The sequence below is a fragment of the Microbacterium sp. Cr-K20 genome (genome assembly GCF_000708325.1).
GTDB lineage: Bacteria > Actinomycetota > Actinomycetes > Actinomycetales > Microbacteriaceae > Microbacterium.
Genome location: NZ_JARE01000015.1, coordinates 1 through 25,162 on the forward strand (window position 1 = coordinate 1; position 25,162 = coordinate 25,162).

Consider the following 25,162-nt stretch of genomic DNA (forward strand, 5'->3'; position numbering starts at 1 on the left):
CCGCGTGGGCAGCCGTGGCCAGGGCTGCCCGGGACCATGACCTCGATGGTGCCGCCGTGCGGATCCACGGTGCGGGGCTCGTCGGGCTCTCCGCCGCCGCGATCGCCGCGGAGCAGGGGGCGACGGTCGAGGTGCTCGACCCCAACCCGGACCGTCGCGCGCTCGCCGCACGGTTCGGCGCGACGAGTCTGGACCGCGAGCCCGACGTCGTGATCGAAGCCTCGGGCCACGCTGTGGGCGAGGCGCTCGCCGGGGTGACCGTCGGTGGCACGGTGGTGCTGGTCGGCAGCGTGTTCCCCGCCGATCCGGTGCCGTTCGACGCCGAGAGCATCGTGCGGCGCCTGGTCACGGTCGCCGGCATCCACAACTACACGGGAGCCGAGCTCGCCGCGGCCGTCGCGTTCCTGGCCGGACGCGGGCGTGCCTATCCGTTCGGTGACGCGGTCGGCGCGGTGCGCGGGCTGCACGAGATCGATGCCGCCCTCGAAGAAGCGGCGGCAGCCGACGCCCCCCTGCGGATCGGACTGCTCCCGGGGCACTGACCCGGTCGCGGTGGTCGGCCGAGCTACACGGTCTGCTGCGGGCTTCGGCGGGGCCCGGCGGGTCGCAGGCCCTCTGCATGGAAGGCCAGGAGCCGGACGGCGGCCTCGACCGTCGTGGCGAGGACCTCTTCGGGACCGCCCGTCAGCGCCAGGCGGCGGTGTCCGACCGCGTCGGGGGTGGCCCACCCGAGGTACACCGTCCCGGGCGGATGGCCGCCGTCGGGATCCGGCCCGCCGACGCCGGTCGTCGACACGCAGAGGTCGGCGTCGAGCAGATCGCGCGCTCCGATGGCGAGCTGCTCGGCGCACGCTGCAGAGCACGGGTCCGTCCCGGGGACCAGTCCGAGCACCCGCTCCTTCACATCCGTCAGATACGCCACGACGCCGCCCGCGAACCACTCCGACGCGTCTGCCCCGGAACCGACGGTGTTCGCCAGCCGGCCCGAGGTGAGGGACTCCGCCACAGCCACACGCAACCCTCGCTCGCGGGCGAGGTCGCTCAGTCGTTCGATGTGATCCGTCACTGCGAGACGCTCTCCGATGTCGTGCCCGTCGTCGTTCAGCGGGACTCGTCGCCGTCGTAGTCCGGACGCGGCGGCTGCAGCGGCTGGTCGGAGTACTCGCCGCCCGCGCGGCCGCCGAAGGGGCGCCCGTGGTCGGCGAACTCGTCGCGGGCGAACACCAGCGTCCACGGTCCCGCCGTGAAATGCGCACCGGTGCGGAGCGTCTCGGAATCGTCACCGGGGTGCGTGGCGTCCGCTCCGGCGCTGGCGTTCATCTCGCCCTCGCCGTGCAGGGTCAGCACATACTCGTCGCGGTCGTCGTGCGTGATCGTGGCGTGCACGGGGTCGGTGTCCGCCAGACGCAGTTCGTTGCCTTCGGCGGAGCCGACCCGGACCACGTCGGCCTCGAGCGCGAACTCGGTACGCTCATCGTCGCGCGTGATGCGCAGCCGGGGATTTCCCGCGCCCCACTCGGCGTGCGTGGTTCCGGGGGTGTACCCCTCGTCGGGGCGATCGTCGATGTGTCGTGCGTTCATGGAAATGCCCTCCTCGAGCTCGGGTGTTCGAGATTAGGGTGAGCGTGTTGGTTCTGCCGAGGGGGTTGACTTCGCGGCGGCGGACCCGCATCCGCCATCGGTCTGAACAGAGGCAGAATACTGTCGCCGCGTGAGCGAGAATAGGATGAGCCGTCGTCTCGGCCAGACTGCGACCAAGGAGCACAGAATGGGCAAGTTCGTCTACGAAGGCGGAGTGAAGACCGAGGTCGAGGACCGCGCTCTCACACACCTGCAGCTCGTCATCACCGCGAAGCTGCGGCGTGGCGAGCCGTTCCCGTTCAGCTGGCGTGAAGACGCGAGCGTCGGCGGCGGACGCACGACGGTCTGGATCCAGCCGGGCAGCTCGCTGGTGTTCAAGTACTTCGGCAGCCGTCAGCCCTCCATCAACCGGGCGTGGATCGAGGCGCTCGCCTTCACCGCCAACGCGCCGAGCGGGCTGTACCTGGTTCCCGAACCCGCCGAGGCGGGCGTGGAACCCGGCACCGAAGAGGTCCCCGTCACGCCTCAGCTCTGACCCGCCGCACAGCTCCTCTCGCGGCGGCGCTCCTCCCGCCTCCCTGCACGACTGTCAACCCCCTGCACTCGTGGCTGCCGATCCGGAAGAGTCGATCGGACACATCGAGACGAGGAGGATCGGCCATGACCGACAACACTTCCGACCCCCGGCACGCGCATCGCGAAGAAGGCTTCCCCGCGCAGCAGCAGGACCAGCCCGGGCTCACGGAGCTGACACGTCCCGACCCCGATCACGGCGAGGAGAGCTATGTCGGCCACGGCCGGCTGGCGGGGCGCCGAGCGCTCATCACCGGCGGGGACTCCGGCATCGGGCGAGCCGTCGCGATCGCCTTCGCGCGCGAGGGCGCCGATGTCGCGATCGCGCACATGCCGGAGGAGCAGGACGACGCGGAGGACACTCTGGCCCTGGTCCGTGAGGCAGGGCGCACGGGGGTGAGCTTCGCCGGAGATCTGCGCGACGAGGCTTTCGCGACCGACATCGTCGCCCGCACGCGGAGCGAGCTCGGCGGACTCGACACGCTCGTGCTCAACGCCGCGTACCAGCACGACATCGACGGCTTCGAGAACCTGGCGACCGACCGGATGCGGCGCGTGTTCGACACGAACCTCGTCGGTCTGCTGTTCTCCGCCCGCGCGGCGTACCCCGACCTCGAGCCCGGCGCGAGCATCATCGTGACGGCATCCGTCCAGGCGTTCAACCCGTCGCCGGGCCTCATCGACTACGCGATGACCAAGGCCGCGCAGGTGGCGTTCGTGAAGGCGCTCGCCGAGGAGGCAGGGCCCAAGGGCATCCGGGTGAATGCGGTCGCTCCCGGTCCGATCTGGACGCCGTTGATCCCCGCGACCGGCTGGGACGCGGAGAGGCTGGCGACCTTCGGGCAGGACACGCCCCTCGGACGCGCGGGTCAGCCGGCGGAGCTCGCCAGCGCCTACGTGTACCTCGCCTCGAACGAGTCCTCGTACACTTCCGGCTCGGTGATCGCGGTGACGGGCGGCAAGCCGCTCTAATCTGAGGGCGGCCGGCGGCGGGCGGCCACCTAAGCTTGTCTGGTGCAGAAGCCCGCCGCATCCGGCCCCCTCGTGGGCGTCGCACTCGTCATCGGCTCCTGCCTCTCGCTGCCCTTCGGCGCGGCCGTTGCGGCGCAGCTGTTCCCGGTGCTCGGGCCGTGGGGCGTGACCTCGCTGCGGGTCGCGATCGCCGCGATCCTGCTCGTCGTCATCGTGCGGCCGCGGCCCGGGAAGTGGACGCGCCCGCAGTGGCTCGCCGCGGTGCTCTTCGGCGTCTCGCTGGCCGCGATGAACGGCTTCTTCTACGCGGCGATCGACCGCATCCCGCTCGGCCCCGCTGTCGCGATCGAGTTCCTCGGGCCGCTCGTGCTCGCCGCGGTGCTGACTCGTCGTCTGGCGGATGCCGCCTGGGTCGGTGTCGCCCTCCTCGGCATGGTCGCCCTGGGCATCGACGGCCTCATCGGGGCCGAGCCGCTCGACCCGTTGGGGCTCGTCTTCATCCTCATCGCGGCCGGGTTCTGGGTGATGTACATCCGCATGAGCGCCCGTGTCGGCGCCCTCATCCCCGGCAGCAGTGGCCTGGCGATGGGGCTCGTGGTGGCGGCCGTGCTGCTGATCCCGGTCGGCATCCCGGCCGCATCGACGGTCGCGATGGATCCGCAGCTGCTGCTGCTCGCCGCCATCACCGCGGTGCTGTCGTCGGTCATCCCGTATAGCTTCGAGCTGGCCGCACTGCGCCGTCTGCCCCAGCGCGTGTTCGGCGTGCTGCTGAGCCTCGAGCCGGCGTTCGCGACACTGGCCGGCTGGCTGATCCTCGGACAGGACGCGACCCCGCTGCGGCTGCTGGCGGTCGCCCTCGTGATCGCCGCCAGCGTCGGCGCGACCCTCGGCGTGCGGAAGGACCGCCGCGGCGGCGGTCCTTCCGGCCCCTTCACCGCCCCGATACCGCTGCCCGACTGACCGCCGGCGTCGGCAGCGGGAAGCGTCGGCGCAGGATGACGCGCTGCACGAGCGTCCACACGACTGTGACCGTGAGGTACAGCGCGGCGGCGAGCGGCACGAAGGCCGCGAACACCGCCGTCAGGTAGTGCAGCGACGACATCACGCGCAGCATCGTCGGGGAGTTCAGTGGCGAATCGTCGCCCTCGGCCGGCGTCGGGCGGAACACCCGGCGGGTGACCTCGGCGACCGCGATCATGATGGCGAGCAGCACCCCGAACACCAGGAACGTGGCCGGCGTGGCCGTGCCGTCGAACAGCGCCGAGACCAGGCTCGTGCCCAGCGGAGCGCCGAACAGGTCATGAGAGAGCAGCTCGTTCGGATGCCCGGCGATCTCCGGCCGGAGGAACAGCGTGTAGAGGATGCCGACGACGGGGGCCTGCGCCAGCACCGGGAGCATCCCCGCGAACGGCGAGGTGTTCTCGGCCTTGTACAGCGCCATCATCTCCTTCTGCAGGCGCTCGGGGTTCTTCTTGTGGCGGCGCTGCAGCTCGCGCAACTTCGGGGCGAGGCGCGCCCTGGTCTGCTCGGCTTTGGCCTGCGAGATGCCGACGGGGATGAGCAGCGCGCGCACCAGCAGGGTGACGAGCACGACCGCGAGGGCGGCGGCCGATGCTCCGGCGATCGGGGTCAGGAGGTCGGAGAGCCCGGTCAGCGCGCCGTAGGCGGCGTCGAGGAGGGCGGCGAGTGGGGGGAAGGCAAAGGGGTCCATGGAAGTGTCCGTTCGTGGCGTCGGGAAGGGTCGGCGAAAGCCGCGCGATCCCGTCGTGTGGACGGACTACGCGGCGGTCGCGACTCCCGGCGCCCGCGGGCGCGGATGCCCGGCGGCGTCAGGATCGCTCTGCGTGAGCAGGGTTCCGACATCGATGGCCCGCAGCGGATGCGGGGCGTCGGAGGTGGCTTCGGGGCGCACGCTCAGCACGATCGCGAGCGTCAGCGCCGTGACGGCGAGCAGTGCGATGGCGAGACCGAGGGCCGCGGCATCCGGCATCGAGACGAGTCCGAGTGCGGTCGCGACGAAGCTCAGCATCTGCCCGAACCACTCGCTCATGCGCACTCCTCTCTGCAGCCGAGGGTAGCACCGGGGACCGCGAGACCGGCCGTCACGGTCGACCGTCTCCCTCCGCTGCGGGCGTAACGTCGAAGCATGAGTGACCTTCGCGCCCTGCTCGGGATCGAGCATCCGATCATCCTCGGCCCGTTCGGCGGGCTCTCCTCGACCGCACTCACCGCCGCGGTGAGCGACGCCGGCGGGCTCGGTTCGTTCGGCCTGTACGGCTACGACGGTGACCGCATCCGCGCGACCGGGGTCGAGCTGCGGGCGGCGACCGACCGGCCGTTCGCGGTGAACATCTGGATCCCCACGGGCGATGAGGTCGAGCCGAACCCGCAGCACACGATCTTCGCGCAGGCGCTACAGCCGTTCTACGAGGCGGTCGGTATCGAGGTGCCCGCCCGACCGGAGCGGTACAACCCGCCTCTGGAGGAGCAGCTCGAGGCGGTCTGGGAGATCGCGCCCGCGGTGCTCAGCGTGGTGTTCGGCGTGCCTTCCGCGTCTGTGGTCGAGGAGGCTCACCGCCGCGGCATCCGGCTCGTGGGGACCGCGACCACCGTGGCCGAAGCGGTCGCCCTCGCCGAGGCGGGTGTGGATGCCGTCGTCGCCACCGGAGCGGAGGCCGGGGGCCACCGGGTGTCGTTCCTGCGCCCGGCGGAGGAGTCGCTGGTCGGGACGTTCGCGCTGGTCCCGCAGGTCGTCGACGCGGTCGGAGTGCCCGTGATCGCGGCGGGTGGGATCGCCGACCGGCGTGGGGTGGCTGCGGCGTTCGCGCTGGGCGCCTCCGGCGTGCAGGTGGGGACGGGCTTCCTCGCCACCGCCGAGTCTGCAGCGAACGACGCCCACCGCGACGCGATCCGCTCCACCGCGGCCGACGAGACCGTGCTCACGCGGGCGATGAGCGGACGTCTGGCTCGCGGTGCGCGCAACCGCGTCGTGCGGGCGATCGAGGCGAGCGGCACGATCGCTCCGTTCCCGATGCAGAACTGGCTCACCGGCCGGTTCCGCACGGCGGCCGGACAGCAGAACCTGGGCGCGCTGCAGTCGCTGTGGATGGGCCAGGCTGCCCCGCTGGTCGAGTACGACACCGCCGCTGAGGTGTTCGCCGAGCTGGCGGCGGGGGTTCCGGCGGACCGGGCTGGCCGGTCCGCGACCTCGGCCGAGATCGACGCGCGGTCAGAAGAGAACCGGAACGCCTGGACGACGCCGACCGCTAGAGGATGACCGTGGACTTGCCGTGCACGATCACGCGGTCCTCCGCATGCCACTGCACGGCGCGGGCGAGCACCAGGCGCTCCACATCGGCACCACGGCTCTGCAGCTGAGCCGCCGACTCGGAGTGGGTCACTCGCGTGACGTCCTGCTCGATGATCGGGCCCTCGTCGAGGTCGGCCGTCGCGTAGTGCGCTGTCGCACCGATGAGCTTGACGCCGCGGTCCTTGGCGCGCGCATACGGGTTGGCGCCGATGAACGCCGGCAGGAACGAGTGGTGGATGTTGATCACCGGCACCTCGAGACGCGTGATGAAGTCGTCGGTGAGGATCTGCATGTAGCGGGCGAGCACGACCAGGTCGACGTTTCCGTGCAGCAGCTCGAGCTGACGCTCCTCCATGGCGGCCTTGTCGCCGGAGGGGATGTGCACGAACGGCACGCCGAACGAGCGCACCGACTGGGCCAGATCGGGGTGGTTGGAGACGACCATCGTGATGTCGATGTCGAGCTGGCCGCGCTGCGTGCGCCACAGCAGTTCCATCAGGCAGTGGTCGTACTTGGAGACGAAGATCGCGACGCGCTTGCGGCGGGCCACATCGTGCAGTGACCATTCCATGCCGAAGCGCTCGGCGACGACGGCGATGTCGGCTTCGAGGGCCGGGCGCGCGGCGGAGAGACCGTCGAGGTGGATCACGGTGCGCTGGAAGAAGCGTCCGCCCTCGGAATCGGTGGAGTGCTGATCGAGCGAGATGATGTTCGCGCCGTGCTGGGCGAGCACACCGGCGACAGCGGCGACGATGCCGGGCTGGTCGTCGCAGGCGATCAGCAGGCGGGCGGTATCGGGCTGAGACATGGGGGCTCCTCGAGGGTGTGCATCGATTCTGCCGTGGATGCTGAGCGGGGGCGAATCGCGGGAGGCGACTCGCTACTCTGAGACCGTGGAAGCGAGTGACCTCGGCCTGGTGCTGATCCCCCTGTTGGCTGTTGCGGCGCCGCTGCTCGCCCGCGGCGTGCGTCCCGTGGTGCGGGTGCCCATCGTGGTGTTCGAGCTCGTGCTCGGCATCCTCGTCGGGCCTGCCGTGCTCGGCTGGGTCGAGCCCGGCCCGCTGCTGGAGAAGCTCAGCGACTTCGGCCTGGCGCTGCTGTTCTTCGTCGCCGGCACCGAGATCGACTTCAAGATGGTGGCCGGAAAGCCGCTCGCACGGGCATCGGCCGGCTGGCTCCTCAGCGTGCTGCTGGGCATCGGCCTCGGCTTCTTCTTCGCTCCGGGCGAGGGGATGGTCGTCGTCGGCATCGCGCTCAGCTCCACGGCTCTGGGCACGCTGATGCCGATCCTGCGCGATGCCCGCGAGCTGGACACGCCTTTCGGGCGAGCGATCAGCACGATCGGGGCCGTCGGGGAGTTCCTGCCCCTGATCGCGATCTCGATCTTCCTGAGCACGCGGACCACGCCGATCGCCACAGCCGTGCTGCTGACCTTCGTGGTGCTGGCAGGCCTCGCGGTGCTGCTGGCGCATCGCGTGCCCCACGGCCGACTCCACCGCATCGTCCTCGCCACACTGCACACGTCCGACCAGTTCGGGGTGCGGTTCGTGATCCTCCTCATCGCGGCGCTCGTGGGGCTGAGCGTGATGCTCGACCTCGACATGCTGCTCGGTGCGTTCGTGGCCGGTGCGGTCTGGCGCATCATCATGACGCGCGCGCCGAAGGAGTCCGCCGAGCAGATCGAGAGCAAGATCGAGGCCATCGCCTTCGGCTTCCTGGTGCCGATCTTCTTCCTCTACACCGGTGTCACGTTCGACCTGCAAGCGCTGCTCACCTCACCCACCGCGCTGGCGCTGGTGCCGATCTTCCTGATCGCCCTGCTCGTGATCCGCGGTGCGGCGGCGCAGCTCTCGGCTCCCGCGGGGATGAGCGTCCGCGACCGGGCAGCGCTCGGGCTGCTGGCCGCCACCGGTCTGCCGATCATCGTCGCGGTCACCGCGATCGGTGTGGATCAGGACATGCTCGACACCGGCACGGCCGCCGCACTCGTCGGGGCCGGCATGCTCTCGGTGCTGCTGTATCCGCTGATCGGGATGACGCTGCGCGGCGATCGCGCGGAGGTCGTCGGACCGGCACGCGCGGGCGAGGCTGTGCAGGGGGAACTGTGACCACCGCATCGGCGCTGCTGACCGCGGCTGTGACCGCCCTCGCCGGCGCCCCGAAAGAGGGACTGGGGGAGCAGCGCGACTCCCGATGGCGCGGGCGTCGCATCGTGCGTGTCGGCGAGGCCTGGCATCTCGGGGCGCTGCTGCTCACCGACACGCATGCGCTGGCGACCGCCGAGGTGCTGCGGGCCGCCGATCCCGGCCGTCGCGGCTACACGGCCGAGTCGGCGCGCGAGCGGGCCGAACGCCGGGCCGAGGCGCTGCGTGGCGGGTTCGACGAGGGTGAGGTCGTGCACGTGGGGTGGAGCGTGATCGACGTGGACGCCGTGGACGCCGGGCGCTCGTCCGGTCCGCTGGCCCTGGTCGACGGGGTGCCGTCGGTGCGCTGGAGCGCGGCCGGAGGCTTCATGCCGCTGGAGGCATACCTGCGGGAGCGAGTGGCTCTGCTACGCGACGGGGCAGCCGGCTGACTCAGGCCGGCTGACTCAGGCGGGCTGACTCAGGCGAACGTTTCGGCGAATCGCCGGAGGAGCGCGGCGCCCTCGGTGACCGATGCCGCGAGCACCTGCTGCTGCACCGCGTCGAACTCGTCGGGGTCGAAGTAGCCGGTGGTGCGGTAGAACGTCATCCGGTCGGCGAAGTCGCGGGGAGTGGGCTCGGGGTGGAACTGTGCCGCGTACAGATGCGTGCCCACGCGGTAGGCCTGCACCGGGCATGCGTCGTTGGTCGCGAGCAGCACGGCGCCGGGCGGGGTGTGCGCCGCGCTCTCCTTGTGTGCCGTGAAGACCGTGAGAGCGGGCCCGCTGGGGCCGAACACCGGGTCGGCTGCACCCTCGGGCGTGACGTCGATGACCGTGGCGCTCGCGGGCTCCGGGGTGTCGGTGACGACCTCTCCGCCGAGCATGCGGGTCACGACGCCGATGCTGAAGCACGTGAAGAACACGGCGACCTCGGACGCGACGGCCGCATCGGCCAGGGTGCGCAGGTCGGCCTCGACGCGCAGCTGCTCCGTGGACTTCACGGTGTCGGAGACGTTGTACGGCGAACCGCCGACGACGATGCCCCGATAGCCCCGCGCGCGCTCGAGGTCGAGCGGCGTCTGCAGCAGGTCGAGCCGGTCGACCACGTCGGCGCCGAGCGCCCGCCGGAACGAGGCGTGCTCAGCATCCGCCGCCCCGAGCTCGGGACGCACGCAGACGTAGAGGAGCGAGGCCATCAGGAGATTCTAACGAGCGCGACGACCGTCGCCGGTCACCGGGAGGAGTTGGCGGTGCGGCCGCGGACGATGCCGACGAACGTCTCGACGTCGGGCGTGGTGCGCTCGCGCGGCCAGACGAGGGCGACGGTCGAGGTCGGTCCTTCAGCCAGGATGCGGTGGTCGGCATCCTTGCGGTGATGCATGCGGGCGAGTGACATCGGGACGACCACGATGCCGACTCCCGATGCCGCGGTCGCGATCGCCTCGTGGGTCGGCAGGGCGGCGAAGCCCGCCGGCGTGGTGCCGGGGAGGTCGAGCGGTCCGAGCACGTCGTCGGTCAGGCCGATCACGACCTCGCCCTCCAGGTCGGCGGACGTGAGCTCCTCGACCGCCATCAGGTGCGAGTCGGCGGCGGCCACGACCACCGGGACCTCGTCGTACAGGGGGATGATGTGCAGCGACTCGTCCGTGAGCGGCAGTCGCACCAGCGCCGCATCCAGCTGGTCGAGGGCGGCGCGCTGCGTGGCCGCCTCGATCGGGACGAGCTCGAGCGGCACGCGCGGCATCCGCTGCTTCCACGCATCGATCCACTTGCCCGGAGTCGCACCGGGCACCGCGCCCAATCGGAAGGTGCGCGGTGCCTCGGGCTCGGACTGCGGGGCGTCGAAGACGACCTTGGCCGTCTTCTTCTTGGGCTTCTGCGGGGGGAACCGCTCGGCGGGGGCGGCCTTGTTGCGCCGTACGGGCGTGCCGCGGCCTGCGCCCTTCGCGGGCCGTCTTCCCTGATTCGCCATGCGGACAAGGCTACTCGGCGAAGGGCGCGGCCACTTCCTGCTGCGGGTGGGATGCGGCCGCCAGCTTGCGCTGTGCACGGCGGATGAGGCCGGCGGCCCCGCCGACGAGCAGCAGCACACCGGCGGTGAGCAGGACGATCGCGGTGATCGTCGTGGGCGGCATGGTCATCAGTGCGTCCGCGATCGTCTCCCGTCGGGAAGGGTCGGCGAGCTGGCCGAGCGCGAGGGCCGCGATGGTCGCGAACAGCAGTCCCCAGATGATGGCGGCCCAGCGGGTGCGCGGCGCGGTGGTCGGTTCGGTGGTCGTGGGAGTGCTCATCACTGGTCTTCCTTCTTCGGCTCGACGACGGTGATGGAGATCTCGCCGCTGTTCTGATCGATGGTGACGGGCTGGATGGTGGTCGTCGACATGTTCTCCGCAGAGATGTTCTCGGAGACGACCGACTCCCCGTCGCGCCGCGTGCCCGCCCAGGTGCCGGAATCGATGACGTTGTAGTACTCCGCGTCGACGCGGGTCCACGTGATGTCCGCCGTGTCGACGGTCGCACGCAGCTGCAGCTGGACACCCGGATCGACGTAGATGTTGGTTGCGCCGGAGCCCTTCTCGATCACGATCGGCCGGGGCGCGTCGTCATGCTGATTCAGAGTCACGTTGAGCTCGCCGAACGGCTGCCGGATGTGCTCCGCACGGTAGTTCGTGACCGACGCCCAGCCGAGGCTGAAGCCCTGCAGGGTGGAGAACCCCCCGACGACGAGCCCGCTCACCAGCGTGAGCACGGTGATGAAGGCCAGGAAGCCGCTGCGTCGACGGAAAGCCCCGGCGACGATCATCCCGAGCGCCAGGATGAGGGCGGCGGCGAGCAGTCCGAGCGCGGTGCCGACCACGTCGCCACCCGCGACGAGGCCGACTGCCGCCCCCGTGATGATCGCGAGACCGAGGATGGTCGCGGCGAATGCGAAGCCCGCGCGCGGGTTCGATGCGCGGCGGATGCGCCGACGCTCGGCCGCCTCGGAGGCGAAGACGGCGGCCTCGGCCTGGCGCTCGCGGCGCAGCTGATCGCGGGCGGCGCGCTCGATGTCCTGCTGCTGGCGTCGCCACGCCTGGTCCTGTTCCTTCCAGGCGGCGTGCTGGCCGCGCCAGGCCTCGAGGGCGGCGGGGTCCTGCGAGCCGGGAGGCAGGGGGGCGGGAGGTGCGGGCGGGATCGCCGCGGTCGCCGTCGGGTCGAGGGGCGGGAGGTGGGATGCCCCGACCTCGGCCGGGGCAGGCGTGTCCCCGACCACGGTGTCGGCATCCGCCGCAGCGTATGCGCCGAGCGGGAGTGTGGCGTCCGTCCCCTCGGCGGTACCCGAACCACCGAGGGCGACGGACGCGGCCGGGGCCGCCTGATCTGCGGAAGCCATCGGCAGATCCGGCGCGGAAGCACCCGGGGTGCGGCTCGCAGCACGCACGATCAGGATGAGCAGGACGGCGACGAGGACGAGGCCGATGATCCAGCTCATGAGAGACAGGGCCGACCAGCCGTCGTAGCCGAGGCCGAAGAGGCGGCCGGCGAGCGGAGCGGTCGGGAACAGGCCGATGACGGCCATCGCGAGGATGCCCCACTGCACGGGCTGGTAGTCGCGGCGGAGGAGATCGCGGACGTGGACGCGTCCGTCGACGTCCGGCAGCAGCGCCCAGGCCGCGGCGTACAGGAAGATGACCGGCAGCCCGAAGAGGGCCGCGACCACGAGGACGCCGCGGACGATCAGCGGGTCGATGCGCAGGCGGGCGGCGATGCCCGCCGAGACACCGCCCAGCCATCCCTCGGACCGGGCGACGCCGAGACCGGCGACCCAGAGGAGGAATCGCTCGGCTCCGCGAGGGCTGCCGGTGCCCGGTGCGCCGGTGGCCGGAGCGGCGTGGTCGGCGGGGGGCGGTGGCGCAGTCGGAATCGTCATGCTTCGATCCTGGCGGCAGCCGCGTACTGCCTGCCATGGGGGGAACCCCTGAGTGACCCCTGATTCTGCGCCGGGGAGGACCCGGAGCGGGCACGCGGATGATTGGATTGCCACATGTCCTCTTCGGCGCACGCTCCTGCGCGACCTCCGCGCGTGGCTGCACCGCCGCGCCCGCCGCTGACCCGCGACCGCGACTGTCTGGTGGCCGGCGTGAGCACCGGTCTCGCCCGTCACCTCGGTGTGCGCGTGGGGCTGGTGCGGACGCTGTTCATCGCGCTGACACTGTGCGGTGGCGCCGGCATCCTGCTCTACGCCTGGTGCTGGGTCTTCATGCCGTGGGCCGAGGGCGACAGTGCACCGACGAGGCGAATGCCGGTGGCCTGGCTGCTGCTCGCTCCTGCCGCGGTCGGGATGCTCGTCGTCCTGGTCTGGCGCGGGGGCAGCGACTGGCTGAGCGGGTCGATCCCCCCGGATCTCGCCGCGGTCGTGGTGGGCGGCGCGGCGGCGTTCGCGACCGGTGCCGGGCTGTGGGCCACCCTCGTCGACCGTACCGACACGGCTCGTGGGCCGCGGCACACGATGACCGTGCGGGTCGTAGCGATCCTGCTGTTGGCGCTGCTGTTCACGGTGCTGCTCTCCTGGCCCGTCGCCCGGTCGGGGGTGGCGCTGGTGCTCCTCCCGCTCGCCGGGCTCGCCGCCGTGGTCGCGTCGGCCCTGATCCCGCGCTGGCGCGAACTCTCCGGTGAGCGGGTCCGCCGCATCCGCGAGGAGCAGCGCAGCCAGATGGCCGCGCACCTGCACGATTCGGTGCTGCAGACGCTCGCCCTGATCCAGAACAGGGCCGGTGCCTCCAGTGAGGCCGCGCGTCTCGCCAGAGCGCAGGAGCGCGAGCTGCGGGCGTGGCTGTACGACGGTGATGCCCCGGCCGACAGCGACCTGCCGACGGATCTGCGTGACTACGCCGGAGCGCTCGAACTCGACTACCCGGTGCGTATCGACGTGGTCTCGGCCGGCCTCTCCGCCGAGCGTGCGAGTGGCGAGCTCGCGGCGGCGGCCAGAGAGGCGATCCTGAACGCGGCCCGTCACGCCGGTGGCGAGATCTCGGTGTACATCGAGGGCAGCGCGACGGGCGTCGACGTGTTCATCCGCGACCGCGGTGCCGGGTTCTCCCTCGACGACGTGCCCAGCGACCGCCTCGGGGTGCGGGAGTCGATCATCGGCCGGATGCGTCGCGCCGGCGGCTCGGGCGGGGTCCGCAGCGACGAGAACGGCACCGAGGTGCATCTGAGCATCACGTCCCGGGAGGAGAACCGTGGCTGACAGCATCCGCGTCGTGATCGTCGACGACCACTCGATCTTCCGCTCCGGTCTGCGGGCCGACCTCGATGCCAGTGTCGATGTGGTCGGGGAGGCTGCCGACGTGCCGTCCGCCATCGCGGTGATCGGCGCGACGCAGCCCGATGTGGTGCTGCTCGACGTGCACCTGCCGGGCGGCCCCGGCGACGACGCGACCGGGGGAGAGGCCGTGATCCGCGGCTCGGCGCCGACGACGGCCCGGTTCCTCGCGCTGAGCGTGTCGGATGCGGCGGCCGATGTCGTGCGGGTGATCCGTGCCGGCGCGCGCGGCTACATCACCAAGGGGTCGTCCGGCACCGAGGTCAGCAAGGCCGTGCACGCCGTGGCCGACGGCGATGCGGTGTTCTCACCGCGGCTCGCCGGCTTCGTGCTCGACGCGTTCGGGGCCGTCGCGGGAGAGACTGCGACCGCGACCGATGAGCTCGACAGGCTCTCGGCGCGCGAGCAGGAGGTCATGCGACTGATCGCGCGCGGCTACGCCTACAAGGAGGTCGCCTCCGAGCTGTTCATCTCGATCAAGACGGTCGAGACCCACGTGTCATCCGTGCTGCGCAAGCTGCAGCTCTCGTCGCGGCACGAACTCACCGCGTGGGCATCCGAGCGGCGACTGCTGTAGTCAGGCCACGCGACGCGTGACGCGCTCAGGTCGAGCGCGGGGCGTCAGGCTGCGAGCCAGAGGCCCTTCTGGTCCGTCGCGATGGTGAGGCCTGCGGCGACCGTCTCGTCGTCGCCGATCCTGGCACCACGGACGATGCGCGCTCCGGCGCCGACGTCGGTGCGGACACCCACGTACGCGTGGTCGCCGATCGCGGCTCCCTGACCGATGTGCGCGTGCGCGTCGACGAAAGCTCCCTCGCCGACCACGGCGTCTTCGTCGATCCAGGCACCGCGGGCGATGGTCGCCCCGGCGCCGACGCGCGCGCCCGGTTCGATATAGGCACCCGCCTCGATGTGCGCCTTCGGATGCACCTTCGCGCCATGCGCGACGAGACCTCGACCATTCGCGTGCTTGCGGTACCGCAGCGTCGCGCCCTGGTCGTTCTCGATGTCGACGTAGTTCTTACCCACGATTCCTCCCGTGCTCCGGAGTTCTCCGGATACATCAACAACCACGGCACGGGCGGATTCATTCCCGCGGATGGATGTAGGGAGCGCGGTGGGTTTCGGTTCGCTAGTCGACGCGGGTCGCCGCGGAACCGATCGTCTTCGCGAGATCCGCAGGGCGGCTCCACATCGGCCAATGCCCGGTCGGGAGATCGATGACCTCGAGGTCATCGAGGGCGTCGACCTCGGCGAACATGGGATGCCCGGCGCGGGCGAGTTCCAGAAGCTGTGCGCTGGGGATGGAGCAGCAGACGAGGGTGGTGGGGACGCGGCGGCGCGCATCGTTCGTGAGTTCCACGGGCTGCCGGAGCACCGGCCCGGGCTCGGGGACGGCATGGGCGCGGAAGCGCTCGAGCACGTCGGCGCTCAAGCCCTCGAGACTGGCCTGCTCTCCGAGGACCTCGAAGGGCGGCAGAGGCAGCTCTTCCACCGTCTCGGGGAGCTCCGGTGCGAAGACGCTTCCCGGTGCGACGGGGCCGGAGTCGACCCAGACGATCCGGCGAATGAGCTCCGGATGCCGGTCGAGGACGATGCTGAGCGGGGCGTTGGCCCCGCTGTGGCCCACGAGCACCAGGGGCCGCTCCGCCGAGGCGTCGGCGCGGGCCATGGCTTCTTCGATCGCCGCAGCCTGATCGTCGAGGGTCCGGGACGATCGTTCGGGATCGTGCGCGTCGAGGCCGGGGAGTGTCATCGCGACGGAGTTCTGCCCGTCGGTCGTCAGCCCTTCCTGCACCTCGTCCCAGGCCCAGGCGCCGAGCCAGTGACCCGCGATCAGGATGATGGTCGGATTCCGTGTTTCTGTCGTCATGTCTCGATGCTCGCAGCGGCTCCGGACAGGTGTATGGCACTATTTCTGTCATGAATTCATCGCGGTGGGGACAGTGAAGCGGGCAGAGCGACTCCATGCTCTGACGGAGATGCTGCGCCGCAACGGCACCCGCGGATGTACGGCGGAGCGCCTCGCCACTGAGTTCGAAGTATCGGTGCGAACCGTGAAGCGCGACCTCGCCGCGCTGGCGAGCAGCGGTGCGGCGGTGTGGTCGCGCCCGGGACCCGGTGGTGGCTACGGGTTGGCGTCGAGCGCCTCCCTGCCGCCCATCAGCCTGTCGCCGGCCCAGGCCGTGGCGCTCCTCGCAGCTGTCTCGGCGGCGCGCGACGCCCCCTACGCCGACCTGGCATCGGCCGGGGTGCAGAAGATCATGGACGTGCTCGATCCCCGCACACGGGAGAGGGCCGCCGACCTGGGGCGTCGAGTGTGGGTCGACGGATCGCTCCCTTCCTCCCGCGCCGTCCGGTCGGTGCTTGAGGAGGCGATGGCCGAGCAGAGGACGATCCGGATCCGCTACACCTCCCTCGCCGGTGCCACGACCGCGCGTGAGATCGAGCCCGTGATGTTCGCCTCCACGAACGGCCGGTGGTACCTGGTCGGATGGTGTCTGCTGCGCGACGCGATGCGCTGGTTCGTCGTGTCGCGAATCGAGCAGGCTCGCATGACGAACACCGCCTGCAGCGGTCATACCGTGCAGGAGGTCGGGGCCCCGCCGGTGAACGCTCGGCCGGTGCACGTCGGCGGTTGAACGACTCGCGCCGTTCCTGCCTGATACTCAGTGCTGGCAGACCGGACACCAGAACGTGACGCGCTCGCGCGTCGGATCCGCGCCCTGCTCGCCGCGTCGGATGAGGGTTCCGCAGCGGCGGCACGGGCGCCCGGCGCGGCCGTAGACCCAGGTGCCCTGGCCCGGACGGTCGATGCCCGTGAAGGTGCGGTTGCGGCGGTCGCGGTTGACCCGGATGGTGCGCACACCGAGGTCGAGGAGGGCGGCCACATCCACCTCGGGTGTCGGCCGTGTCGGCAGGATTCCGCGCAGGAACAGAAGCTCCGCGGCGTACTCGTTGCCGAACCCTGCGACGTTGCGCTGATCGAGGAGGGCGACGTGGATGCTGCGGGTGTCGGCTCCGAGTCGTCGGAGGGCTTCAGCCGCATCCCAGTCGTCCGCGAGCGGATCGGGACCCAGATAGCCGACGAGCTGGTCCTCGTCACGAGTGGGCACGACCTCGATCTCGGCGATGTCGACCCCGACGGCATCACGCTCGGAGGTGCCGACGATCGCACGTACCTTGAAGGCCGGATGCCGCCATCTCTCGCCCGGGCGGTACGCGAACCACGCGCCGTCCATGCGCAGATGCGAATGCAGCGTGCTGTCGCCGATGCGCATGAGCAGATGCTTGCCGCGGGGGACGACGCCGTGCACGTGCTGCCCGGTCAGGTCGAGCGTCGCGAATCGGGGGACGCGGAGGTCGAAGCGGGTGACCTCGCCGCCTGCCAGTGCCTCGTCGAGGCGTCGCGCGGTGCGGAAGACGGTGTCGCCCTCGGGCATCAGGAAGCTCCCGGTCCTGCCCCGAGATGCGGCGGCGGCGGAAGCGGTGACGATACGGCGTTCGGTGCGGGCGGCGGAGGTGTCATCGTCGTTCCGGAGGTCGCCGCCGCGGTGCTCGTGCGGGCGAGCATGTCGCGGGCGAGCATCGTGCTGCCGGCGACGGCGACCGGCATGATCGCGACCGCGCCGCCGGGGATCAGGAAGCAGAGTTGTGTGGCGACGCCGAAGCCGAGCACCCGTGCGCGGCTGCCCGAGAACAGTGCGGCGCGATCGAGGGGGCTCAGATCGCGCGCATCGAAGGCGCGGCCGGTGAGCTCGCGCGCCAGCAGTCGGCCGGTCAGGACGACGCCGGCGACAGCGCCCAGGAAGCCGCCGACGCCCGGGATGAGGCCGATGAGAAGCACGGAGAGGGCGATGAGGATGCCGAGGAGGACCAGTCGCAGTCCCTCGCCGAGCGTGGTCCAGAAGCTGCCGCCGTCGGCGGGCGGGGGCGAGCCGAGGTCGACCTCGACCGCGTGCCAGATGCGCTGATAGAAGGGGTCGCCGATGGTCAGGGTCAGCGCGCTGAAGACCACGCTCGCGAGAGCCAGGGCGGCGGCGACGACGACAAGGCTCACGGCGGCGCGCAGCAGACCGCGCCACGGCTCGATCCATCCGTCGGCGAACGGGGTGAGCCACGTGGACAGCGACGGCATGCCGATCACCAGCGGCACGAGCAGGGCGGCGAGCACGACGACGGCGATGATCGCCGGGATCAGGCCCAGCACCATGAGGCCCGGTCGCGTGCGCCAGAGCCCGAATCCGCGCAGCAGGGTGCGGATGCCGGCGGCGAACTCTCGGATCATGGCTTCCAGCGTAGGGGGGTCAGTAGTGGTAACGGGCCTGCAGGATGATGACCTGATGGTCGTTGGCGGTGTAGACCAGTCGGTTCGTCTCATCGATGCGCCGAGACCAGGCTCCGGCCAGAGCGTGCTTCAGCGGTTCCGGCTTGCCGATCCCCTCGAAGGGGTCGTCGCGCAGGACGTCGGTCAGAAGGAGGTTGATGCGCTTCAGAGTCCGACGATCCTCGGTCTGCCAATGGAGATAGTCCTCCCACCCCTGCGACGTCCAGACCAGCACTCGCGAGGTCATTCCTCGTCGAGTGGATGTTCTGCGACGTCGCCCGCCTGTGCGGCGGCGAGAGCGACGAGCAGCCGGTTCGCATTCGCGGGGGAGCGCAGAAGGTGGCTGGTCTCGATCAGGGAGTCGTATTCGGACTTCGACATGAGGACGGCGGCGCCTCGGCGGGAGACGATCTCGATCTCGGAATGATCGAGGTTGACGCGCTCGATCAGGCCGAAGAGGTCGCGGCGCGCTTCGCTCGTGGTGATGGCCATGTGCATCCCTTCTGGTACCACTTATGGTACCACTCTGGATGGGTCAGACGACCTTGCGGAGGGTGTAGCCCCGCGGGGTGGCCACGAATCCCGCCTCCTGCAGGGCGAGTGCGAGGTCGGTGCCGTACACGCCTTCGCCGTTGATCTTCTCGACGGTCAGGGTGTCGAGTCGGCGGGCGCGTGCGGTGGCCGCGAGATCGGACGCGGCGGCGCGGAGCACTTCGCCGTCATCACTGAACGACAGCACGGTGCGGCCGCCGCGTTCGAGGGAGAGCACGAGGACGCCGTCGACCAGCACGACCAGGCCGCCCGCTTTGCGGCCCGGGCGGTGCGAGACCCCGTCGAGCTTGGGCCAGCCGAGGGCCGCGCCATAGGGGTTCGCGGGATCGGTGGCCGCGAGGGTCACGGCCTTGCGTGGCGGTGGATCGGCGAGCCCGGCGTAGGTGCGGAGTCGGTCGACCGTGCCGGAGGCGGCGAACTGTGCGGCGCCGAGCTTCTCGATCACATAGCCGCGACGGCAGTGGCCCGCCTCTTCGAACCCGGCGAGCACCCGGTACGCCTGAGCGAACCCGCCGGGAACACCCTCGGCCTGCACGGCTCCGCGCGTGACGACGCCGTAGCGGTCGAGCAGGAGGCCCGCGCTGACGGTGGCGCGGCGGGCGGCATCCGTCTCGAGCGCTGGCAGCAGCGACCAGCGCCCGCCGATCGACGTCGGCCGCGGCGCAGGGGAACCCGTGAAGGACACGCCACGGTAGGTGCGAGCGCGGGGAGCCCGGCGCTTGACCTTGTGCGCCTGCGAACCGCCGGCGAGGAGTGAGCGGATGGGGCCGAACGTGTCGTTCGTGACGTAGCCCGACCACGTCAGCGACCACAGCGCCTCGAGCACGGACTGCTCGTTCTCGGCCGCCGCCATGTCTTTCAGCTGCGCCGCGAAGTACGCGCCGCCGACGTCGAGTGCGATGAGGATGCGCGACTCCAACGAGTCGGATGCGATCTCGGCGTCTCGCTCGGGCAGCGTGAACGGCGCGAGGTCGACCGGATGCAGCGACACCCAGCCGTCGCGCCCCGGGAGGGTGCCGTGACCGGACCAGATGACCTCGCCCGCCGCCGTGAGCTCGTCGAGCATCGCAGGGGAGTAGTCGCGCACACGAGAGGGGAGGACCAGCGATTCCCAAGCGCTCGCGGGGATCGGCACGCCGGCGAACTGCTCGATCACGCTCAGCACACCGTCGACGCCCTCCAGCGGTCGGCCCACGTGCTGCCAGTCGGGCAGGAAGCGGGCATACGCCTCGGGGGAGACCGGCTCCACCGACCCGCGGATGGCCGCGAGCGAGCGCATCCGCAGGCGTCGCAGCACCTCGCTGTCGCACCACTCGATCGCGTCGCCGCTGCCGGCGGCCTCGGGCAGGAAGTAGCCGCTCGTGAGTCGGCCGGCGTTCTCCAGCCGCTGCAGGGTGTGGCGGGCCACCGCGGCTCCGAGTCCGAACCGGGTGGCGACGGCGTCCGTCGTGAAGGGGCCGTGCGTGCGGGCGTGCCGGGCGACGAGGTCTCCCAGCGGGTCGGCCAGCGGTTCGAGGAACGCCACCGGGATGCCCGTGGGGAGCGCGACCCCGAGCGCATCGCGCAGTCGGCCCGCGTCTTCGATCGCAGCCACCCGGCTCACGCCGCCGATCGTCACCGGAATCGCGCGCCGGGCGGTGATCAGGTCGTTGAGCAGTGCGGCGGCGGTCGCGGTGTCGACGGACTCGGCCTCCGCTTCGAGCACACTCGCGGGGTCGAGACGAGCCGCGACCTCTTCCGCGTCGAGCGGTCCGAGCATCCGCAGCAGGTCAGCGACGCCCTCGAGCCCGCGGGCACGGCGGTCCGGATCGAGTCGCTGCGCCTCCCGCTCGAACTGTGCGATCACCTCGGGGTCGAGCAGCTCGCGGAGCTCGACGGTTCCCAGCAGCTCGCCGAGAAGGGCGGGGTCGACCGAGAGCGCGGCGGCGCGGCGCTCGGCGAGCGGCGAGTCGCCCTCGTACATGAAGGCGCCCACGTATCCGAACAGCAGGTCGCGGGCATACGGCGAGGGCTGACCGGGCTCGGTCTCGACCAGGCGGATCCGGCGATCGGCGATGGAGGTCGCGAGCTTGCGCAGGGACGGCAGGTCGTAGACGTCTTGCAGCACCTCGCGCAGCGTCTCGAGGATCACCGGGAACGTCGGATGCCGCCGCGCCACCTCGAGCAGCTGCGCCGACCGCTGCCGCTGCTGCCAGAGGGGCGTGCGCTTGTTCGGGTTCATGCGGGGCATGAGCAGCGCCCTGGCCGCGCACTCGCGGAACCGCGAGGCGAACAGCGCGGAGCCGCCCACCTCCTCGGTGACCAGGTGCTCCAGCTCGTCGGGCTCGAACACGAACAGCTCGGCTCCGGGCGGCTCGGCTTCGGCATCGGGGATGCGCACGATGATGCCGTCGTCGCTCGCGACCGCCGATCCTTCGACACCGAGGCGCTCGCGCACGCGGGCGTTGATGGCCAGCGCCCACGGCGCGTGCACCTTCATGCCGTACGGGGAATGCAGGATGACCCGCCAATCGCCGACCTCATCGCGGCCGCGCTCCACGGTGAGCGTGCGGTCGGTGGGGAGCGTGCCCGTCGCCTCGCGCTGCTCGGTCAGGTGCGCCATGAGATTCGCCCGCGCCTGCTCGTCGAGTCCGGCGTCGATCAGTCGCTGCGCCGCCTTCTCGGGGGTCGCCGCCGACACCTCGCGGGAGAACGCTCCGAGCGCCTCACCGAGCTCGAACGGGCGACCGATGCCGTCGCCGTGCCAGAACGGCACCTTGCCGGGCTGCCCGTACGCGGGGATCACGTTCACGCGGTCGTGGGTGATCTCGGCGATGCGCCAGCTGGTGGTGCCGAGCGTGAACACGTCGCCCACGCGCGACTCGTAGACCATCTCCTCGTCGAGTTCACCGACGCGGGCACCGGTGCTCTCGCCCGCGACGAACACTCCGAACAGGCCGCGGTCGGGGATGGTCCCGCCGCTGGTCACGGCGATGCGCTGTGCGCCCGGACGCCCGGTGAGGGTTCCCGCGTCGCGGTCCCACACGAGCCGCGGCCGCAGTTCGGCGAACTCGTCGGAGGGGAAGCGCCCGGCCAGCAGGTCGAGCGTCGCTTCGTAGGCCGAGCGGGGCAGCGACTGGAACGGCGCGGAACGGCGGACCGTCTCGAACCACTCCTCGACGCTGATGGCTCCGAGCGCGCTCGCGGCGACCGTCTGCTGCGCGAGGATGTCGAGCGGATTGCGCGGAACCTGGATCGCCTCGATCTTGCCTGCCAGCATCCGCTCGGTGACGATCGCGGTGTGCAGCACGTCGCCGCGATGCTTCGGGAAGAGGGCGGCACGGCTGATCTCGCCCACCTGGTGCCCGGCTCGGCCGACGCGCTGCAGCCCGGAGGCAGCCGACGGCGGGGCCTCGACCTGGATCACCAGGTCGACCGCGCCCATGTCGATGCCGAGTTCGAGACTGCTCGTCGCGACGACACAGCGCAGCACGCCGGACTTGAGTTCTTCTTCGACCTGGGCGCGCTGCTCCTTCGACACCGAGCCGTGGTGCGCCTTGGCGAGCACGGGATCGGCGCCCGCGGTCGCCCCGGCCTGCGCCATCATCGCGGCGGGAACGGTCGCGGCTGGAAGCTCGACCCCGATCCGCTCGGAGTAGATCTCGTTCAGACGGCCGGTGAGGCGCTCGGCCAGCCGACGGGAGTTGGCGAACACGATCGTGGAGTTGTTCTGCAGGATGCGGTCGACGATCGCCTCTTCGACGTGCGGCCAGACCGATCCGGTGACCTCGCTGTACTCCGCATCCGCCGCGTCCCCCGGCACGCCGGGCGGCGGGGGCGGGTTGGTCATGTCGTCCATCGGGACGACCACCCCGAGCTCGAAGGTCTTCGATGCCGGCGGTGCGACGATCTCGACCGGTGCCGAACCGCCGAGGAATCGCGCCACCTCGTCGATGGGGCGGACGGTGGCCGACAGGCCGATCCGCTGTGCGGGGGTCTCGATGCCGTTGAGCCGGCGCAGCGCGTCGAGACGTTCGAGGCTCACGGCGAGGTGTGCTCCGCGCTTGGTGGCGGCGACCGCGTGCACCTCGTCGATGATCACGGTGTGCACCCCGCGCAGAGTCTCGCCCGCGCGGCTCGTGAGCATGAGATACAGCGACTCGGGCGTCGTGATGAGGATGTCGGGCGGATCGGAGACCAGCTTGCGGCGGTCGCTCGACGTCGTGTCGCCCGAGCGCACGCCGACCGTCACCGCGGGGGCGGGCACTCCGAGCCGCCGGGCCGACTGTCCGATGCCGATGAGCGGGGACCGCAGGTTGCGCTCGACGTCGACGCCGAGGGCCTTCAGTGGGGAGATGTAGAGGATGCGGGTGCGCGGCTCACCCTTCGCGGGCGGGGCGGTCTCGCTCATGCGCTCGCGGAACACGCTGTCGATCGCCCAGAGGAACGCCGACAGCGTCTTGCCGGAACCGGTCGGAGCGACCACGAGCGCGTGCTTGCCCGCCGAGATCGCGTCCCAGGCACCCGCCTGCGCGGGAGTGGGCGCGGGGAAAGCCCCCCGGAACCAGTCCTGCGTGGCGGGGGTGAAGCGTTCGAGCACGTCGCTCATCCCTCCATCTTCGTCGAGGCCGGGGACATCGGGGTCGCCACACCCGCACGACGACACCACGCCGGCACGAGCGGACGGGGGGATCCGATCGTGCAGGCGTGATCGCGTCGTGCAGGTGCGCCGCGCGTCACGACCCCAGCGTGACCTCCTGCAGAACCCCTTCGCCGTCGATCTCGAGTGTCAGATCGAGGTCGAGTCGGCGCAGGAACGCGTCGTCATGGCTGACGACGAGCACCGCTCCCCGATAGGAGCGCAGCGCCTCGACCAGTTGGTCGACCGTGTCGACGTCGAGGTTGTTGGTCGGCTCGTCGAGCACCACGAGGTGCGGTGCGGGATCCGCGAGCAGCAGCTTCGCCAGGGCGACGCGGAAGCGCTCACCGCCGGAGAGGGCGGACACCGGGCGCTCTGCCGTGGCCCCGCGGATCAGGAACCGGGCGAGCCGGTTGCGCAGCTCCTTCTCCGGTACCTGGGGGGGCGCAGCCGCGATGTTCTCGAACACCGACCGCTCTTCGACGAGGCCGTCGACCCGCTGCGGCAGGTAGCCGATCAGGTCGGTATGGGCTTCGATGTGCAGGGTGGGCCGTTCATAACTCCTCAATTCTTCGGCTGAATCGGCCGAAGAGCCGTGTTCCGGGCCATCGGCCGCCGTTTTTGAGGAGTTGTGAACACCGCTCGCGACCAGCCGCTCCAGCAGCGTCGTCTTGCCGGCGCCGTTCCGGCCGATCAGCGCCACGCGCTCCGGACCCTGGATCACCCATGCCCGCTCCTCGTCGCCGACCGTCGCGATGCGGCGGCTGCGGGACACCTGAGGATCGGGCAGCTCGATCTTCATCGAGGAGTCCGAGCGCACGCGGCGCCCGGCCTCCTCGCGTGCGGTGTGCGCGGCCTCCTCCTTGGCGCCGACCTCGGTGCGGAGCCGGCCCGCCGACACCTCGGCCGCCATCTTGCGGCCGTGCGCGATGATCTTCGGGACCCGTTTCTCGATCTCGGCCTTCTTCGCCGTGCGGGCGCGATGCGCGAGTTTGACCTCGGCCTCGATCCGCTGGCGCTTCTCCTTGCGGAGCGCCTGCGCGGCGGTGACCTCGGCCTGCTTCGCGGCATCCTGCTCCGCGTCCAGCCAAGCCCGCCACTCGGAGTACGGACCGCCGAACACGCTCAGCGTCTGGGCATAGAGCTCGGCGGTGTCGTCCATCAGCTCCAGCAGCGACAGGTCGTGGCTGACGACGATGAGCGTGCCCTTCCAGGCGCGCACCATCGCCGCGAGCTTCGCCCTGGCGTCACGGTCGAGGTTGTTGGTCGGCTCGTCGAGGAGCGTGATCGGCGCGCGACGCAGGCGGATGCCGGCGATCGCGACGAGCACGGCTTCGCCGCCGGAGAGCTCCCCGACCCTGCGGTCGAGGAACTCCGGCGCGAGGCCGGCTTCGGCGAGCGATGCCTCGGCCCGCGCCTCGATGTCCCAGTCGTCGCCGACCGCGTCGAAGTGGGCCGGGTCGACGTCGCCGGCGCTGATCGCCTGCACGGCGTCGAGCGCCCCGGAGACGCCGAGCAGCTCGGCGACGCGGCGGTCGACGTCGAGCGTCAGCTGCTGGGGGAGGTAGGCGACCTCACCGGATGCTGTGACGATGCCCGAGGTCGGTTCGAGCTCGCCGGCCATCAGTCGCAGCAGCGTGGACTTGCCGGCGCCGTTGCGGCCGACGAGGCCGGTGCGTCCGGAGCCGAAGGCCCCGGAGACGCCGTCGAGCGCGATCGACCCGTCGGGCCAGGTGAAGGTGAGTCGGTCGAGGACGACCGACGCGTGAAGAGTGGCGGGGGTTGACATGAGTGTCTCC

At 71.1% G+C, this 25,162-nt stretch carries 27 protein-coding genes; 10 read left to right on the plus strand and 17 right to left on the minus strand.

Annotation, left to right across the window (positions count from 1 at the left end):
- A partial coding sequence (locus GZ67_RS0102445) for a zinc-binding dehydrogenase (RefSeq protein ID WP_029273749.1) occupies nucleotides 1–542 on the plus strand: 542 nt, incomplete at its 5' end.
- 23 nt (nucleotides 543–565) lie between these two features.
- Here GZ67_RS0102445 and GZ67_RS0102450 read toward each other — a convergent pair.
- Nucleotides 566–1,066: a CinA family protein gene (locus tag GZ67_RS0102450; protein ID WP_051662286.1), complete on the minus strand. Its 501-nt coding sequence runs from the start codon at nucleotides 1,064–1,066 to the stop codon at nucleotides 566–568.
- A 35-nt stretch (nucleotides 1,067–1,101) separates the two neighbouring features.
- Complete coding sequence (locus tag GZ67_RS0102455; protein ID WP_029261356.1) at nucleotides 1,102–1,581, minus strand: hypothetical protein; 480 nt, start codon at nucleotides 1,579–1,581, stop codon at nucleotides 1,102–1,104.
- A gap of 187 nt (nucleotides 1,582–1,768) precedes the next feature.
- Here GZ67_RS0102455 and GZ67_RS0102460 point away from each other — a divergent pair, with 187 nt between their 5' ends.
- The 3 genes from GZ67_RS0102460 (at nucleotide 1,769) to GZ67_RS0102470 (ending at nucleotide 4,086) form a co-directional block, all read left to right on the plus strand.
- Complete coding sequence (locus tag GZ67_RS0102460) at nucleotides 1,769–2,116, plus strand: DUF7882 family protein (protein WP_029261357.1); 348 nt, start codon at nucleotides 1,769–1,771, stop codon at nucleotides 2,114–2,116.
- A gap of 125 nt (nucleotides 2,117–2,241) precedes the next feature.
- Nucleotides 2,242–3,126, plus strand: coding sequence for an SDR family oxidoreductase (locus tag GZ67_RS0102465; RefSeq protein ID WP_029261358.1), 885 nt, complete (start codon nucleotides 2,242–2,244; stop codon nucleotides 3,124–3,126).
- 42 nt (nucleotides 3,127–3,168) lie between these two features.
- The gene (locus tag GZ67_RS0102470; RefSeq protein WP_029261359.1) at nucleotides 3,169–4,086 is read left to right on the plus strand and encodes an EamA family transporter; all 918 of its coding nucleotides are present in this window, start codon (nucleotides 3,169–3,171) and stop codon (nucleotides 4,084–4,086) included.
- Here GZ67_RS0102470 and GZ67_RS0102475 read toward each other — a convergent pair.
- Both GZ67_RS0102475 and GZ67_RS0102480 read right to left on the minus strand, forming a co-directional pair.
- Nucleotides 4,058–4,837, minus strand: a complete 780-nt coding sequence (locus GZ67_RS0102475; protein WP_029261360.1) for a YidC/Oxa1 family membrane protein insertase — start codon at nucleotides 4,835–4,837, stop codon at nucleotides 4,058–4,060. The genes GZ67_RS0102470 and GZ67_RS0102475 overlap by 29 nt on opposite strands.
- Before the next feature lie 66 nt (nucleotides 4,838–4,903).
- Complete coding sequence (locus GZ67_RS0102480; RefSeq protein ID WP_029261361.1) at nucleotides 4,904–5,176, minus strand: DUF6412 domain-containing protein; 273 nt, start codon at nucleotides 5,174–5,176, stop codon at nucleotides 4,904–4,906.
- A 96-nt stretch (nucleotides 5,177–5,272) separates the two neighbouring features.
- On the opposite strand from GZ67_RS0102480, the gene GZ67_RS0102485 reads away from it, so the two are divergent.
- A complete protein-coding gene (locus GZ67_RS0102485; RefSeq protein ID WP_081859851.1) occupies nucleotides 5,273–6,403 on the plus strand; it encodes an NAD(P)H-dependent flavin oxidoreductase in 1,131 nt (376 codons plus the stop codon).
- Here GZ67_RS0102485 and purU read toward each other — a convergent pair.
- On the minus strand, nucleotides 6,393–7,244 hold the full coding sequence (gene purU / locus GZ67_RS0102490) for a formyltetrahydrofolate deformylase (RefSeq protein ID WP_029261363.1): 852 nt from the start codon (nucleotides 7,242–7,244) through the stop codon (nucleotides 6,393–6,395). The two genes, GZ67_RS0102485 and purU, sit on opposite strands and share 11 nt — an antisense overlap.
- Before the next feature lie 85 nt (nucleotides 7,245–7,329).
- On the opposite strand from purU, the gene GZ67_RS0102495 reads away from it, so the two are divergent.
- Nucleotides 7,330–8,544 carry a cation:proton antiporter gene (locus GZ67_RS0102495; RefSeq protein ID WP_036303154.1) on the plus strand — a complete coding sequence of 405 codons (1,215 nt, stop codon included), beginning with the start codon at nucleotides 7,330–7,332 and terminating at the stop codon, nucleotides 8,542–8,544.
- A complete protein-coding gene (locus GZ67_RS0102500) occupies nucleotides 8,541–9,011 on the plus strand; it encodes a hypothetical protein (RefSeq protein ID WP_029261365.1) in 471 nt (156 codons plus the stop codon). Before GZ67_RS0102495 ends, GZ67_RS0102500 begins: the two co-directional genes overlap by 4 nt.
- A 29-nt stretch (nucleotides 9,012–9,040) precedes the next feature.
- On the opposite strand, the gene GZ67_RS0102505 is transcribed toward GZ67_RS0102500, so the two are convergent.
- The 4 genes from GZ67_RS0102505 to GZ67_RS0102520 are packed head-to-tail and all read right to left on the minus strand — an operon-like array spanning nucleotide 9,041 to nucleotide 12,471.
- On the minus strand, nucleotides 9,041–9,757 hold the full coding sequence (locus tag GZ67_RS0102505) for a glutamine amidotransferase-related protein (RefSeq protein WP_029261366.1): 717 nt from the start codon (nucleotides 9,755–9,757) through the stop codon (nucleotides 9,041–9,043).
- Nucleotides 9,758–9,792: 35 nt separating this feature from the next.
- Nucleotides 9,793–10,533, minus strand: a complete 741-nt coding sequence (locus tag GZ67_RS19520; protein WP_036303143.1) for a substrate-binding domain-containing protein — start codon at nucleotides 10,531–10,533, stop codon at nucleotides 9,793–9,795.
- A 10-nt stretch (nucleotides 10,534–10,543) separates the two neighbouring features.
- Nucleotides 10,544–10,852: a hypothetical protein gene (locus GZ67_RS0102515; RefSeq protein WP_029261368.1), complete on the minus strand. Its 309-nt coding sequence runs from the start codon at nucleotides 10,850–10,852 to the stop codon at nucleotides 10,544–10,546.
- Nucleotides 10,852–12,471: a PspC domain-containing protein gene (locus GZ67_RS0102520; RefSeq protein WP_029261369.1), complete on the minus strand. Its 1,620-nt coding sequence runs from the start codon at nucleotides 12,469–12,471 to the stop codon at nucleotides 10,852–10,854. The genes GZ67_RS0102515 and GZ67_RS0102520 overlap by 1 nt, the downstream gene beginning before the upstream one ends.
- A 153-nt stretch (nucleotides 12,472–12,624) precedes the next feature.
- Here GZ67_RS0102520 and GZ67_RS0102525 point away from each other — a divergent pair, with 153 nt between their 5' ends.
- Nucleotides 12,625–13,791: an ATP-binding protein gene (locus GZ67_RS0102525; RefSeq protein ID WP_231481675.1), complete on the plus strand. Its 1,167-nt coding sequence runs from the start codon at nucleotides 12,625–12,627 to the stop codon at nucleotides 13,789–13,791.
- Nucleotides 13,784–14,443 carry a LuxR C-terminal-related transcriptional regulator gene (locus GZ67_RS0102530; protein ID WP_029261371.1) on the plus strand — a complete coding sequence of 220 codons (660 nt, stop codon included), beginning with the start codon at nucleotides 13,784–13,786 and terminating at the stop codon, nucleotides 14,441–14,443. Before GZ67_RS0102525 ends, GZ67_RS0102530 begins: the two co-directional genes overlap by 8 nt.
- A gap of 44 nt (nucleotides 14,444–14,487) precedes the next feature.
- Here GZ67_RS0102530 and GZ67_RS0102535 read toward each other — a convergent pair whose 3' ends face one another.
- Both GZ67_RS0102535 and GZ67_RS0102540 read right to left on the minus strand, forming a co-directional pair.
- Nucleotides 14,488–14,895, minus strand: coding sequence for a DapH/DapD/GlmU-related protein (locus GZ67_RS0102535; protein WP_029261372.1), 408 nt, complete (start codon nucleotides 14,893–14,895; stop codon nucleotides 14,488–14,490).
- Nucleotides 14,896–14,998: 103 nt separating this feature from the next.
- Complete coding sequence (locus tag GZ67_RS0102540) at nucleotides 14,999–15,739, minus strand: alpha/beta fold hydrolase (RefSeq protein WP_029261373.1); 741 nt, start codon at nucleotides 15,737–15,739, stop codon at nucleotides 14,999–15,001.
- A 73-nt stretch (nucleotides 15,740–15,812) separates the two neighbouring features.
- Between GZ67_RS0102540 and GZ67_RS0102545 the strand changes: the two genes are divergently transcribed.
- On the plus strand, nucleotides 15,813–16,508 hold the full coding sequence (locus GZ67_RS0102545) for a helix-turn-helix transcriptional regulator (protein ID WP_029261374.1): 696 nt from the start codon (nucleotides 15,813–15,815) through the stop codon (nucleotides 16,506–16,508).
- A gap of 27 nt (nucleotides 16,509–16,535) precedes the next feature.
- Here the strand turns inward: GZ67_RS0102545 and GZ67_RS0102550 are convergent, their stop codons facing one another.
- From GZ67_RS0102550 to GZ67_RS0102575, 6 genes are all read right to left on the minus strand, one after another.
- Complete coding sequence (locus tag GZ67_RS0102550) at nucleotides 16,536–17,309, minus strand: DNA-formamidopyrimidine glycosylase family protein (protein ID WP_029261375.1); 774 nt, start codon at nucleotides 17,307–17,309, stop codon at nucleotides 16,536–16,538.
- Nucleotides 17,309–18,154 carry an EI24 domain-containing protein gene (locus tag GZ67_RS0102555; RefSeq protein ID WP_051662287.1) on the minus strand — a complete coding sequence of 282 codons (846 nt, stop codon included), beginning with the start codon at nucleotides 18,152–18,154 and terminating at the stop codon, nucleotides 17,309–17,311. The genes GZ67_RS0102550 and GZ67_RS0102555 overlap by 1 nt, the downstream gene beginning before the upstream one ends.
- A 19-nt stretch (nucleotides 18,155–18,173) precedes the next feature.
- Entirely contained in the window at nucleotides 18,174–18,440 is a 267-nt protein-coding gene (locus GZ67_RS0102560; protein ID WP_029261377.1) for a Txe/YoeB family addiction module toxin, read from the minus strand.
- Nucleotides 18,437–18,685 (minus strand): type II toxin-antitoxin system Phd/YefM family antitoxin, encoded by a 249-nt coding sequence (locus tag GZ67_RS0102565; RefSeq protein WP_029261378.1) that lies wholly within the window; start codon nucleotides 18,683–18,685, stop codon nucleotides 18,437–18,439. Before GZ67_RS0102565 ends, GZ67_RS0102560 begins: the two co-directional genes overlap by 4 nt.
- Nucleotides 18,686–18,728: 43 nt before the next feature.
- Entirely contained in the window at nucleotides 18,729–23,333 is a 4,605-nt protein-coding gene (locus tag GZ67_RS0102570; RefSeq protein ID WP_029261379.1) for an ATP-dependent helicase, read from the minus strand.
- A 127-nt stretch (nucleotides 23,334–23,460) separates the two neighbouring features.
- Nucleotides 23,461–25,152 carry an ABC-F family ATP-binding cassette domain-containing protein gene (locus GZ67_RS0102575; protein WP_029261380.1) on the minus strand — a complete coding sequence of 564 codons (1,692 nt, stop codon included), beginning with the start codon at nucleotides 25,150–25,152 and terminating at the stop codon, nucleotides 23,461–23,463.
- Nucleotides 25,153–25,162: the final 10 nt, after the last annotated feature.